Annotated in this window: 11 protein-coding genes; all 11 read left to right on the forward strand. The window is 47.5% G+C overall.

The window, feature by feature from the left end; genetic code table 11:
• Window positions 1-25: 25 nt before the first annotated feature.
• The 11 genes from VI215_11130 to VI215_11180 all read left to right on the forward strand — a co-directional run bounded on the left by VI215_11130 (window position 26) and on the right by VI215_11180 (window position 13,665).
• Window positions 26-1,312 carry a methyltransferase domain-containing protein gene (locus VI215_11130; protein ID HEY6192862.1) on the forward strand — a complete coding sequence of 429 codons (1,287 nt, stop codon included), beginning with the start codon at window positions 26-28 and terminating at the stop codon, window positions 1,310-1,312.
• A 179-nt stretch (window positions 1,313-1,491) separates the two neighbouring features.
• Window positions 1,492-2,943 (forward strand): glycosyltransferase family A protein, encoded by a 1,452-nt coding sequence (locus tag VI215_11135; protein HEY6192863.1) that lies wholly within the window; start codon window positions 1,492-1,494, stop codon window positions 2,941-2,943.
• Between the two features lie 379 nt (window positions 2,944-3,322).
• A complete protein-coding gene (locus VI215_11140; GenBank protein ID HEY6192864.1) occupies window positions 3,323-4,483 on the forward strand; it encodes a glycosyltransferase family 2 protein in 1,161 nt (386 codons plus the stop codon).
• A gap of 10 nt (window positions 4,484-4,493) precedes the next feature.
• Window positions 4,494-5,474, forward strand: a complete 981-nt coding sequence (locus VI215_11145) for a glycosyltransferase family 2 protein (protein HEY6192865.1) — start codon at window positions 4,494-4,496, stop codon at window positions 5,472-5,474.
• A gap of 35 nt (window positions 5,475-5,509) precedes the next feature.
• Window positions 5,510-6,640, forward strand: coding sequence for a glycosyltransferase family 1 protein (locus VI215_11150; protein HEY6192866.1), 1,131 nt, complete (start codon window positions 5,510-5,512; stop codon window positions 6,638-6,640).
• Window positions 6,641-6,650: 10 nt separating this feature from the next.
• Entirely contained in the window at window positions 6,651-7,826 is a 1,176-nt protein-coding gene (locus tag VI215_11155) for a glycosyltransferase family 1 protein (GenBank protein ID HEY6192867.1), read from the forward strand.
• A gap of 742 nt (window positions 7,827-8,568) precedes the next feature.
• Window positions 8,569-9,564: a hypothetical protein gene (locus tag VI215_11160; GenBank protein ID HEY6192868.1), complete on the forward strand. Its 996-nt coding sequence runs from the start codon at window positions 8,569-8,571 to the stop codon at window positions 9,562-9,564.
• Between the two features lie 80 nt (window positions 9,565-9,644).
• Window positions 9,645-10,616, forward strand: a complete 972-nt coding sequence (locus tag VI215_11165; protein HEY6192869.1) for a glycosyltransferase family 2 protein — start codon at window positions 9,645-9,647, stop codon at window positions 10,614-10,616.
• A gap of 111 nt (window positions 10,617-10,727) precedes the next feature.
• Complete coding sequence (locus VI215_11170) at window positions 10,728-11,690, forward strand: NAD-dependent epimerase/dehydratase family protein (protein ID HEY6192870.1); 963 nt, start codon at window positions 10,728-10,730, stop codon at window positions 11,688-11,690.
• A gap of 111 nt (window positions 11,691-11,801) precedes the next feature.
• The gene (locus VI215_11175) at window positions 11,802-12,638 is read left to right on the forward strand and encodes a class I SAM-dependent methyltransferase (GenBank protein HEY6192871.1); all 837 of its coding nucleotides are present in this window, start codon (window positions 11,802-11,804) and stop codon (window positions 12,636-12,638) included.
• Window position 12,639: 1 nt separating this feature from the next.
• The gene (locus VI215_11180; GenBank protein ID HEY6192872.1) at window positions 12,640-13,665 is read left to right on the forward strand and encodes a Gfo/Idh/MocA family oxidoreductase; all 1,026 of its coding nucleotides are present in this window, start codon (window positions 12,640-12,642) and stop codon (window positions 13,663-13,665) included.
• Window positions 13,666-13,726: the final 61 nt, after the last annotated feature.

A 13,726-nucleotide genomic window follows, 5' to 3' on the forward strand; every position in this document is an offset into this window, starting at 1 on the left:
GGCAGCATAAGGAAGGGTATGGTTGGTGATCCGGCAAAATAATAATGAGATTGAAATCGGCAACTATTCACCATTCATGAATGAGTTGGAGGTGATCTCCGTCGTGGAAGCCCTCCGACTGTTTTACAGACCAATCAAGGCTTTGGAATGGGGAAGTGGCAATAGCACAGCATATTTCCCGAAGTATCTACCAGCGGGAAGCCATTGGACTTCGATCGAACATAATATCAATTGGGCTAACAAGGTAAAGGCGCTAGTTTCTCGGCTTGGGGTTGCTAATATCCAAATTCATCACGTACCGAATTCCGACGGATGGTCCGAAGGTCTGGGCGATGGCACGATTGAGACATTCAGAGAGTATGTTCTCTTCCCGGAGACTTTGCAAGAGAAATTTCAGCTAATTTTAGTGGATGGTCGATCCCGCGCTGAGTGTATGCAGGTCGGTTGGATGCTATTGGAAAGCCCGGGGATAATGATACTTCACGATGCCCAGCGGTCGAAATACGACCGCGGAATTCCAGGCGACTGCTTTTTTCTGAGGATCACAAATCCTCGTATAGACATTGATGGTCAAATCAGTACTCTCTTCATGAGCAGATCCATGAGAGTCACTGGTTGGCTCCATGACGCGTTGCGGAGCATATTGCCTGATTACATACTCATTGATATGGATCAAACTAGCCTCTCCGAACACAGAAAGAGAATGACTTGGCTGGATCTGCTTGATCATAAATCGATAAACCTCTACGCGGGAGAAATTCCAAAAAGGGTGGAGTATGAGAATTGCATTGGCCTATCGCTCTCTCATGGAGATTCTTGTCATATCCATCATGATATCACAATGCCCTTTCCCTTGGATGATGAAACTATCGATAGCTTTCAGTCGGAGGATGTGTTCGAACACATTGCTTATGACATGCTCAATCCGATCATTCAGGAGATATTCCGCGTCTTGAAACCCGGCGGCCTATTTCGGCTATCGATGCCGGACTATCGATGTGATGTGCTATATGAAAGGAGCATAAGGAACGATGCTAACGAAATTATTTTCGATCCCGGCGGCGGGGGCACACCCGACAATCCCGGTCACCTTTGGTTTCCGACTATCGAGAGAGTCACAGAACTACTCAATGGAACACAGTTTTCGGAGCGCGGCAAGATTAATTATTTGCAATATTACAAATCAGACGGGAGCTCCGTAACAAGACCTATCGATTACTCTCATGGTTTTGTTCAGCGGACCCCCGACCATGACGCTCGGGTCCAGAGCCCATATAGGCCGATGTCTTTGGTGGTCGACCTCATAAAGTGACAGCATACACGCGGTTTGAAGTTAATTCAACTTGGAGGGTTGCTAAAGGGGGAATTTTAGAATCCTTTTTAAGAGGCTGTAATAGAACTAGCTGAGCCCTAGGTGAGCCGCAGGCCGATGCGTCACACCACAGAAGTTTGCTAACGGATGAACAGAACGGGGATAAATAGGATTCAATCGTGGCGCATTTGAGGATATCCTTCGGCATGATAGTTCTGAACGGGGAGCCGTTCATAAAGTACAATTTAGAAAATTTGTACCCTCATGCACATGAAATTCTGATTGTAGAAGGAGCTGTGGAACGCGCTTGGCACGCCGCCACGAGTGACGGACATTCACTGGATCGAACCGTTGAAATTATCAGGAGCTTCCCAGATCCACAGCGTAAGATAAAACTGATCCAGCGCAACGGATTTTGGTCGGAAAAGGATGAAATGTCGAATGCCTACATGGAGAGATGCTCGGGCGATTACATCTGGCAAGTAGATGTGGATGAGTTTTATAAGACTCGGGATATTGAGATCGTCAAGAATCTCCTCGAGAAGAATCCGGATGTTACGAGGGTAGATGTGAAAACCGTAAATTTCTGGCGGAGCTTTGAGGCGGTAATGCAGGGGGCGACGTATATTTTCGGTGCTGATGATTTTATTCGAATCTTTAGATTTAGACCGGGGTTTGGTTACCTCACGCACAGACCTCCCACTTTACGTGATGAGGAGGGATCCGAGGTGACGCATGATCGAATTGTTTCTGCCGAAGAACTTTCTCAGACTCATGGCGTGAGAATGTATCATTATTCATACGTCTTTCCCGACCTCGTCCGAAACAAATCAGAGTACTATGGCAAGATGAATTGGGGACAGGGTCATGAAGATGGTGTCGCGTGGTTCCGGGACGAATGGAAAACTCTCAGCAATCCCCTCAGAGTTCATATTATAAATTATCCCCCTTCGTGGATAATCCCCTTCGTGGGAGAACACCCTGAAGCGATTACGAAGATGCTGGTTGAGCAGAAAATCAAAGGTGACCAGGAAGTTGTCGCGTTTCTGGGCTCTGAGTACAGGAGGTATCAGAGAGCTGGAGAGAAGTTGACGCGGATTATCCTGCAGTATGATCGGGGCGAGGTGGGAAAAATTAGGGCATCGATGCAATTCATTACCGCACTATTGCTTCCTCTTGGGACTAGGAGTAGAAGAGCAAATCGAACAATCATGAAATCCCTTACGACTATGTTTGGAGATCGGTGGCGGAAGTTATATCTCGAGACGTTGAAAAATCGGGATGCGTTCAGGGGAGCATACGAAACTATCCTTGCAGATCGAGATCGATGGCAGAAGTTGTATAACGAGACGCTAGAGAACAGGGACGCGTACAGGCAAGCGTACGAAGCCATCCTTGCAGATCGGGATCGATGGCAGAAGTTGTATAACGAGACGCTAGAAAACAGGGAGGCGTACAAGCAAGCTTACGAAACCATCCTTACAGATCGAGATCGGTCGCAGAAGTTATATAATGAGACGTTAGAAAACAGGGAGGCATACAAGCAAGCGTACGAGACCATCCTTGCGGATCGAGATCGGTGGCAGAAATTATACAATGAGACAATCGGGAATAGCAAGGCGGATCGATAGCGTTTATAAACATCCAAACTTGAAGTCAGGACTTTGGTCCGATCTAATCAACAATCCGTGGAGAGTAGATCTTTCCAAGGCCAGTCATTCGAGGGTATGTAGAGGGATTGGAATCGTTGGCAACTGGTGTTCAATAATTTGGTCTGGAGGTTATCGGTTGAGGTGGCCCGATTGAAGAGAGAATACTTTCAATCTTAGTTCGGGACACACAATTACCTACGGGGGATGTGGAGGATAGGGCTCTAGGGCGCAATCAATGAGGAAAGTGTGATCCGTTTGATATTCTTTCGGAATCCCGCTTGATCAAGGATGCGATGAAGTGAGCAGCAGGACGAGTGAGTTGATTGCAAACGCCCAGAAATCCATTTGATCTGATTCTATGAATTCGCCAATCATATCCATAATCACCCCCTCGTACAATCAAGGCCATTATCTTGAAGAAACGATCCTGAGTGTGATAACCCAGGAGGGTGATTTTTCCATTGACTATCTGATCATGGATGGGGGTTCTACAGACAACTCCGTCGAGATCATTCGGCGATATTCCGATATGCTCGCCTCTGGGACATTTGTCTGCAAGTGCAAAGGGGTTTCAATAAGATGGGCATCTGAGAAGGATAAAGGTCAATCCGATGCGATCAATAAGGGAATCACCCAATCTCACGGAGAAATTCTTACTTACATCAACTCTGATGATTTGTTTTCTCCGGGGGCATTCGCACATGTTGTGAAATTCTTTCATCTTAATCCGGAGTCCGATTTTGTATATGGTGATGGTGACGTCATCGATGAGCGGGGTGAAACAATTTGGGAATGGCTCTCGCGGCCGTATAGGCATTCCGTCATGCTTTCTTATCATTTCCTTTGGAATGACTTTTCCAATTACATCATGCAACAATCCACGTTCTGGCGCAGGCGTGCCGTGAATAGGATTGGTTTATTTGATGCTTCATTCCATTACGCAATGGACGCGGAATATTGGATTAGAGCGGGCGATGCCGGATTAGTTCTCTCTCATCTAAGAGAAAAACTTGGAAAATTTAGGTTGATACGAGGGACAAAATCCCTCTCGAGCCCCACTGTTTTTTGGGAAGACTACCTCGAAATTTTTCGTAAGTATAGAAAGAATCGGGGTCTCTCCAAGTATCTTGCTTTTTACTATTTCAACTTGGCCTTGTCTTTCAATCTTGATGTAGACAGGGCATTTCTGAGTGATCGTCGACTTTTCGAGCGATGGAACTCACTGGAGGAGAAGGTGCGAAAATCTCTTTCTCGCCAGGCCAACAGGGGGAAGTCGATCTGTCGGCTGGTGGTTGCGAACGAACATCGAAAGAAGAATGAGCCTATGAATGGAGCGAAACAGATTCGCCGTGTGTTGAAAGAAGATCCGCTTATTTTATTTCACCCATTTGGAGCGTTTTACGCACTAAGATATCTGCTCTCGATTGTAGGGGGGGGCAGAGTCGACAGATGGCAGGCAGGACTTGCCTCGTGGTACCGACGCAACAGATACGATTACCGTTACCATGCTAATGATTGAGTCCCCCCGCATGGATAGAGCAATTGACAGCCGACCTCTTGTTTCAGTCATTATCCCGACATGCCGACGCAATTCCTTGACATTGGATTGTCTCGAGAGCATTCTCGCGAATTATTATGAGAAATTTGAGGTATTGATTATTGATCAGGATAGAGAAGGGTCGCTTGAAAAGGAGGCTAAGCAGAGATTTCCAAATGAAGATAGAATAAAGTTTTTCTATCTCGACATCCAGGCACTGGATACGGCTCGAAACCTCGGAATCCAAAAATCTACGGGCTCTGTGATCATCTTCGCGGATGATGACATCCTTGTGGCCAAAGAATGGATAAGTGCGTATGTTGAGGCATTTGCAAGTGGATCTCCCCAGCCCGCGGTCGTGGGCGGTCGGATTGATCCAATGTGGTTGGATGGAAAACCTAGATGGTTGCCATCGGAAAAGGAATATCTGCTTGGTTTATATCCTGAGGATTACCCGCTCGGTCCTATGTGCGAGGGTGATCTCCCGATCGGTGCAAATTTTGCGACATTGCGCCGTTATTGTGTAAGCGACAGCTTGTTCGACGAGCGACTAGACTACAGTTATTCTAGAAATAGCGGGCTCCTAAGTGGTGGCGATAGTTTGTTTTCCTTAAGAATGAAGCAAAATGGTTACCCGATCTACTATCAACCCGCTGCGCGCGTCTGGCATAAGATCTCGAGAACAAAGCTGAATCGAAGATATATGATGAAGAGAAATTACTGGGAGGGTGTCACGTACATAACCGTCCAGTTCATATTGGGGACGATCAGGCCGGAACGGTGTCCTGGGATCATTAGGTGGCATCTGAGGAGGGTTTTGCTTCATCCGTTTTTGATTATTCACAAGAGGCTCTTTAAAGAGGAAAACGATCCGTTCTCGCTTATTCTTGCCAGGATTCTGTTCTCCTGGTCGTACAGCTCGGGCATCATTCGGGCGTCGATGAGCTTATATTTCAGAAAGACTCTCCCATGAGGATAGGAGTAAATTGCTTTCTGTTAAGACCGTCCATGGGTGGCCTCAAACAATATTTTCACACGTTATTCAACAACCTCCTTGAAACCGATCACGAGAATGAGTATGTGTTTTTCTACTTTGACCAGAACGTAGACGAGCTGGAAGCCCTACATCACCCTCGGTGGAGGGAGTCTGCTATTCGTATCGCGGACCAGCGTGAAGTTTCAAACCATTTAGCCAAGATTGATATTTACTTTTGCCCGTTTGGCGCGATCTGGCCGATTCCGCTACCACTGCCCACCGTAGTTACGATTGTCGATCTTCAGGAAAAATATTTTCCTGAGTTCTTTACTCCAATGGATCATTGGAACAGGGATTACTTCTTCTACGGCTCTTCCCACGAAGCGGATGAAGTGATCACAATATCTGAATTCTCGAGACAATCAATTATTCATTTTCATGGGGTACCTGCGAATAAGATTCACGTAGTATACCTGAGCGCTGATCCTCGGTATGCCCACGCGGCCAAGATTGAGCAGGTTGTTCATGGCCTTCCCGATCAATTCATTTTCTACCCGGCAAACCAGTGGAAGCATAAGAACCACGATTGCTTACTGCGGGCCCTCGAAATCCTCAGACTCGAGGAACACACCGAGATACCTCTTGTGCTTACCGGCTTCGCTCAAGAAAATGGATACTTGCTTAACGATAAACTTCGAGAATTCGGTGTCACTGCAATAACGATGGAGTTCGTTACCGTTGAACAAATGGCATATCTATACAGACGCGCCCGGTTGCTTTGCTTCCCTTCTCTTTTTGAGGGGTTTGGCATTCCGCTTGTCGAAGCCATGTACGCGGGTTGCCCTATTGTCTGCGCTAATACCTCAAGCATACCCGAAGTCGTCGGAAATGCCGGAGTGTTCTTCGACGGGGGAAATCCTCGAGACTGCGCGGCGAAAATACTCGAGGTTTGGAACAATCTCGCTTTACGTGAAGAACTAATCGAAAGAGGCTGTCAACAGGCTCGACGATTCTCTGCAGAGAGGCTGGCTGAAGACCATCTATCGGTATTTCGGAAGGCCTGTATTGACTTCTCATATGTTCGATATCTAAAGAATAAGTTTCTCTTTAATCCGTTGCACGACTTTCGATTGAAGCGGAGGTTCCCATCCTCATCATCTTAACACCGGGTAAATGACGATTGGAATAGTCGCTTCGGGATATACGCCGGGACAGATGGGGGGAACAGAGGTTTACTTGCGGCGTTTGGTTTCCATGTGCCAGCTCTTGGGATCTGAGGCAGAGACGGTTCTTTATGTTTCAGCGATGAACCGGGCTGCGCTGGAACAACCCCTTAATGGATTGCCAGGCTTGAGAGAGATTAATCCCACTCTGGGCCAACTAGCGCGGAGAGTTCGGGTGCACGCTGGTCGATTGCTTCGTCGTCAATATTATCTTGGCCAGCTGGAAGATAGAATTGATTACGGTCGTGTGGATCTCTTGCATTTTCCATTCTGTATAGTGCGACCGATCCCCCGGAATAAGGTTAAGCCAAAGGTAGTCGTTACAATTCATGATTTGCAGCATGTTGAGTACCCTCAATTCTTCTCACGAAGAGAACTTGATTTTCGCGAACGCGAATACGGCCTCGCAGTGGAGTCCGCTGACCTGATTCTGACAGACTCGATCTACAGCCAGGGTACAATCACCCGACACTATGGTTTGGACCTCGATCGGGTGAAGGTAGTTTACCCGGGAATTGATGAGAAAACCCATGACAACCTGACCCTCAGCTTGGTGAAAACCTATCTCGAAGCGAAGGGCATTCAGAGACCGTACATGATTTACCCGGCAGCTACTTGGCCCCACAAGAATCACAAGAGGCTTCTCCTTGCCCTCAAGGATCTCATTTCCTCATCGAGCTTTGAAGGCGATATCGTGCTTACAGGGATGTCCAGGCAAAGTCACGGGGAGATCGAGAATCTTGCGGCGGAGCTCAGGCTCTCCTCCCATGTCAAATTTGTGGGGTTCGTCCAAGCAGATGATCTCAGACTCCTCTATGCGGGTGCCAGGATGCTCGTCTACCCATCTCTCTATGAAGGGTTCGGATTCCCAGTTATCGAGGCCATGTCGGTAGGCCTGCCGGTGCTGTGCTCGAACTGTACTTCGTTACCCGAGATTGGGACGGATGCTGTTGAGTACTGCGACCCCACTGATGTAGACTCTATGGCGATTTCGATACTGAACCTCTGGACGGACGAGGACCGAAGGGCTCAACTGCGTTCTCTCGGCTTGAAAAGGGCAGAGTTTTTTGAAGTTTCAGCGCGCGCGGCTGAACTAAAGAAGGCTTACCAAAGCATAGGATCATAGGTGTTTGGCATGCTTCTGATCTGTGTTTATCCCTAATCGTTTCATACGCCTTGTTGTCTCACCAAAATTCATGAAGCTCCACATTCCAGATTTGACGAAAGACCCAGGGCCGTTGACTTCGAACTTCAAATCATGGGTCGCTACGTTGAACAGATTGTATGAAACACGGACCAGGCTGAGACGTGCCGAGAGTATGATCGTATTCATTTTATTTTCATTGGTCTGGGGTTGGATCCTCGTATTTAGTGGATCCTTAACCTCAGGATTCCATCTGCTCGATGACCATGAAATAATCAGCATGAGCCACCAGATGCAATCGTCTACGGATGATTTTGGGACCATTATGTCTGGATGGGTTAAGAGAGATCTCAACAAGCGATTTCGGCCAATATATTACGTTCACCGAATCATCGAAGCGAAGCTTTTCGGAGGAAATCTTTTTTTATGGTCATGCTATCATGGTGTCTTGGCTCTGCTAACCTCATATCTCTTATATCTTTTCTGCCGGCTCAATGGTACGTCTTCTTTTTTTAGCCTTGTTTTCCCTTTTATTGCGTTGATTGGCCCACAAGTTCAAATTTGGTGGTGTTTGGGCCCTGCGGAGGTACCCGGGATTTTCTTATTTTCGCTGAGCTTGGTTCTGGTATTTCTTGCGGCTCGATCTGCGAGGTCCGTTGGAGTCTGGAAGCCAATCTTCGTTCTTACGATCGTCCTAATGTCACTATGTAAGGAAAGTTTCATTTTGCTGATTCCGTTCTTTGCCATCTTGTTCGTTGCGTTGTCTGGATCATGTGTTGAAGGACAATGGCGGGCGCTTGCGAAGCGAACGGCATTTGTCACATTTGCACTAACTCTCATCTTTCTCGCTGAAATATCAGTAATCTTGTTCGTTGTGGGAACATCAGGGGAGGGTTATGCTGGTGTGGATAGGTTAAACCTGATTGGTGATGTACAAAATTTGTTTGCCTGGTCAATGGGGCCTCCCTTCTACGGAATAATATTGTGTGCTCTCGCCAGTATTCTTGTGAATATTGTTGGGTGGGGAGTGAAATCGAGACATGCGTCCGATTTCTGGCAGATCGTACGGGACGTTCTCCAAAGGATCAGTTTTGCGTTGTTGATCATAATTCCTCAGGTTGTCCTCTACTCGAAGAGTGGTCTATTTTACTCCTATTATCTCCCGATAACCTTGGGCTTTTCTTTACTCTTGTATCCAATGCTTCATTCTCCGACAAGTCCTTCGATTATCTCCAGAGTGTTGGTCTTTTTGTGCATCGCCGCAATGGTATTGCCAAATCTAAAATGGAGTTATGGCGCAGCTCGGTATTTTGCTGTACAGGGAGAAGATATCAATTCGGCTTTAATGGAGGTGAGATACTCTACGCAAGCCGATACGCCAATCCTCATAGTCGCAGATCCCGCATTTCAATTCGAGCAAGCCTATTCCCTAAAAACTAACCTTAACATTGTTCAAGAACGACGGAATCTGTACATTGATACTGTTCTTACGGTGAGTGAGTACAACGGTTTTCAGAGGTCTCTCATACAAGGGTTCGGTGGATTGTTTAATCCCCCGCAATGGATCGATGATTTCCGTGGTCCAAACAAAATCGGCTGCATCATTGTCTTTCCGAACGCAGAATCTGCTTTTCTGAAGCAACGCTTAAGCTGGTTCGGGACAGCCGGATACCGGCGTCATAAGTATGAGAATTTCATTTTGTATTTAAAGAACTGCTGAGGCAGCGTGACTTTACCTATCTCGCAAGTTCTCAAATCTTGTTGTTGACATCATTTCACTCTGTTCAGTCGATTGGTCTCATGATCCCAAGAGATATTGTCCTTTCAGTGGTCGTACCGGTTTATAATGAGGAAGAGAATCTTCCGGAATTTTTTTATCGGACGATTCCTATCCTATCCTCGATTACCGAGAATTATGAAGTAATCGTAGTCATGGATCCATCGATCGATCGGACCGAAGAGGTGACCCTCGAACATCGAATTACCGATGACAGGATCAAGCTTATTAAGCTCTCTCGTCGCTTTGGGCAACCCATGGCTATCCTTGCGGGTCTCCAGTATTCGTCGGGAGCGGCTGTCGTGGTGATGGATGTTGACCTTCAAGATCCCCCCGAATTGATAATCCGGATGGTTGCGAAATGGAGGGAAGGATCCGATGTGGTGTATGCGCAGCGAAGCAAGCGTGAGGGGGAGACAGTGGTAAAAAAACTAATCGCCACCGTGGGTTACAAGCTGATTAATCGAATTTCAGATGTGTATATACCGCCAAACACGGGAGAATTCAGGCTGATGAGCCGCCGGGTGGTAGATCGAATCAACAGCATGAAGGAATCTCATGGTTTTCTTAGGGGGATGGTAGCGGTTGTAGGATTTAGGCAGACGGTAGTCGTGTTCGATCGCCCAGCACGCTTTGCGGGTGAAGGCAAGTATAATAGATTTGTCGGTTCATTGCGCATAGGTATGAACGGTCTCGTGGGCTATTCAAGTTATCTTCTTGCACTCAGCACGACTATTGGCTTTTTGATTGCTGGTTTCTCCTTCGCCCTTGGGGTTGTGTACCTTATCATGAAGTTAAGCGGGTTCCCGTTTCCGTTAGGGAATCCAACCGTCGTTGTGCTAGTACTGTTTATGGGTGGGATTCAGCTTATCAGCGTTGGGATATTGGGTGAGTACATTGGAAGAATATATGAAGAGGTCAAAGGGCGACCAAAGTTCATTGTTGATACCGCAGTGGGCCTTGCTGATCAAGAGCGTGTGAATAGCGATTCCTAATTTTGACCGCGGCTCGGATTTCGCGAGATCCTCACATGTTTTTGATTTCCCCCGTTTCCTTCTTCGGGTTTTTTGGGTAGACAACGCTAGAAACGTTTAGAGAAGGTACCAATGGGCAAAAAATCTACGAGAGTATGTATTACTGGTGGCGCTGGTTTTATCGGCAGTCACCTTGTGGATGAATGCGTGAATCGGGGGATGAAGGTATCTGTTATTGACAATCTCTCGGTTGGGAAGAAAGACTTTATCGCCCCACACATCCAGAGTGGCACGATAGAGTTTATCAGAGCCGATATTTTGGATCCGTATTTGCTCAAGGTCGCGTTGGGGGGTGCCGAGGTTGTATATCACCTTGCCGCCAATCCGGATGCTCGGTGGGGATTGGAGGACCCATCCATTGACCTAGAGTTAGATGTCATAACGACTTTTCAAGTGCTTGAGGGGATGCGGAAACTTAAGATTCCTCGGATTGTATTGGCATCCTCTGGTACAGTTTATGGAGATGTGGGAACGCTTGAGGTTGATGAAAAATATGGGCCCTGCCGTCCGATTTCTCTCTACGGCGCCGGCAAGCTGGCAGCGGAGGGGTTCGTCTCGGCTTACACCGAATCCTTTGGAATCCAAGGCGTCATCTGTCGTTTTGGAAACGTCATCGGGGCGAGAGCAACACACGGGGCGCTGTACGACTTTGCAAACAAGCTTCGGGCGGATCCATCCGTCCTTGAGGTCTTGGGCAATGGCAAACAGGCAAAGCCCTACATCAATGTCAAGGATTTGGTAGGAGCCCTAACTTTCATCGCGGATAAAGCAAAGGGGCCTTTCGAAACCTATAACATTGCCCCCACGGGGGCGACGACTGTTGAATTTCTTGCTAAGACGCTGCTCAAGGAACTTGGATTGAAGAAAACAGGTATTAAGACCGGTGATACTGCGGGGGGATGGCGCGGCGACATCCCTCAAAGCCGCATGAACTCAAGAAAACTTGCTGATCTAGGTTGGTCCCCGCGATATACTTCAGATCAGGCTGTAGAGGCTGGTGTAAAGGCCTTTGTACGAGACCTAAGGTCTAAGTGAGATGAGTTCACTTTCCCTCCTGGTTAGGGTATCGATAAGCAACATGGTCCCGAACGGCACGTCAATGTGGTACGTTTCTTAATTTCCGCACTTAGAATTTGGAGATCTTTCATGGTTGAATCAAAGTTCAGTTCTCGACAGGAAAGGGAGGGAGGTTTTTACGATTCATATATTCAGGGATCATCTTCCATACCCTTCGATCACACGACAGCATTTTCGCCTGTTGCAACGGATAATCAATGGATGTTTGAATACATTCAGCCCCTAACGGGTAAGAGAGTGCTCGATATAGGAGTGGGCACTGGTGAACAAAGTCTCTTCTTCGCATCAAAGGGTGCCGAGGTTCACGGCATAGAAGTCTCAAAGGGACTGGTGGACTTTGCCGACGCGAAGGCAATAGAATTGGGACTAAAGGGGCACTGTTTTTTTTACCAACGGCCTATCGAGAGATCGGAATTTCCGGACGAGTTTTTCGACTTGGTCGTCGCAAGGGAGGTGCTCCATCATGTTGAACTAGAAAAAGCTCTTCCGGAAATCTTGAGGATACTAAAACCTGGAGGAAAATTTGTATCACGCGATCCGCTAAGGAGTAATATTTTCGTGAACGCCTACCGTTGGGTTGCCAGGTCCACGAGGTCGCAGGATGAAACCCCTCTTTCAAAAAAAGAAATTGATTTTGTTTGTAAGCATTTCAAGGCATCTCAGGTGAGAACATTTTATTTAACAAGCCTGATCCCATTTTTCTTCGAATACGTCCGGATGAGGCTCTCGAGCTTTCGTCAAAAGAAAAAACCCGAATGGTATTGGATGAAAGCGGTCGAAAAGGGGATCGCTTTTCCACGCCTCTTTAAGGTTTTGCAGCGGATCGACGGCTCGATTTTAAGTTTGCCAGGATTCGATCAATTGGCGTGGGTGGTGGTTATCCGTGCCGAAAAGGAGGCTGGCTGAATTGATCTGGGGTGCAGTGATCGGTGCAGGGCTTATCGGGACCCAGCGCGCGACAGACTTCATTTCACTGGGTGATAACCAAATCGCCTACGTGTGCGATCCGGATCCTACACGCGGAAACAGCTTGGCGCAAAAGATCAACGAGAGACAATCCTCGAAATGCGAGTATGTTGAGGATGTTCATCGAATCAACAACCGTCGAAAAATCGATTTGGCTTTCGTTGCCGTGCCCCATCACCTCGCGGCTCGGATCGTTTTGGAGCTCTTGAAAGATGAGGTGAATATTCTGGTAGAAAAGCCGATGGGACTGACAATAGAGGAGGCGGGACAGATCGCTACGTTGGCAGAGAATTCTAGCGCGAAGGTGGCAGTGGGTTTTAATTATCGTCACTATCCGGCTGTGGTTCGCGCGAAAGAAATAATCTCAGAAGGGTTCATCGGGAAACCCCTGTTTCTCCGGATGATACTTGGACATGGTGGCCGCCCGGGATATGAAAAGGAATGGAAGCTTAGCAGGGCTCAATGCGGTGGTGGTGCACTTTTGGACCCAGGGATTCATCTTTTGGATCTCGGCCGATTCTTTCTTGGGCAACTCAGACCCGTCCAGAGTCATCTTGCCAGGCTCCATTGGCCGATTGATGTTGAAGATTGTGCTGTGGCAGTATTGCAGGGAGCGGATGGGGCTGAAATGTATATTCAGACAAGCATCCTCGAGTGGCAGAATAGCTTCTCCGTCCATATCGTCGGAGATCAGGGTTATCTGACGATCGATGGAAGAATGAAGAATTATGGGCCTCAAAAACTGGTATATGGTAAGAAGTGGGCATGGCTCGAGAGGGGTTCTCAGGCTGATGCTGTAAGGACGGAAGATTTCGGGGATAAGGACACAAGCTTCTTAAGAGAGACGGAATTAGTGGTGAGGGCGGTGGAGACCGGGGGATCAATGCCGTCGGATCACCATGATGGTTTGGAGTCGATGAAGCTGATCGATCAGCTCTATCGTCTATCAACCTTCGGCACGGCATAATAATGCCTGGTGCGTGGATGATACTGGGGTGGAACAAACAGGGCTTGGCCTCGAAAAGGTA

It is taken from the genome of Bacteroidota bacterium (assembly GCA_036522515.1).
Classification (GTDB): Bacteria; Bacteroidota; Ignavibacteria; order UBA10030; family SZUA-254; genus VBOC01.

Bases quoted from the DNA above. Each gene is read 5' to 3' on its own strand.
- VI215_11140 (HEY6192864.1), top strand. From the start codon at position 3,323: ATGAATTCGCCAATCATATCCATAATCACCCCCTCGTACAATCAAGGC.
- VI215_11145 (HEY6192865.1), top strand. From the start codon at position 4,494: ATGGATAGAGCAATTGACAGCCGACCTCTTGTTTCAGTCATTATCCCG.
- VI215_11150 (HEY6192866.1), top strand. From the start codon at position 5,510: ATGGGTGGCCTCAAACAATATTTTCACACGTTATTCAACAACCTCCTT.
- VI215_11155 (HEY6192867.1), top strand. From the start codon at position 6,651: ATGACGATTGGAATAGTCGCTTCGGGATATACGCCGGGACAGATGGGG.
- VI215_11165 (HEY6192869.1), top strand. From the start codon at position 9,645: ATGATCCCAAGAGATATTGTCCTTTCAGTGGTCGTACCGGTTTATAAT.
- VI215_11170 (HEY6192870.1), top strand. From the start codon at position 10,728: ATGGGCAAAAAATCTACGAGAGTATGTATTACTGGTGGCGCTGGTTTT.
- VI215_11175 (HEY6192871.1), top strand. From the start codon at position 11,802: ATGGTTGAATCAAAGTTCAGTTCTCGACAGGAAAGGGAGGGAGGTTTT.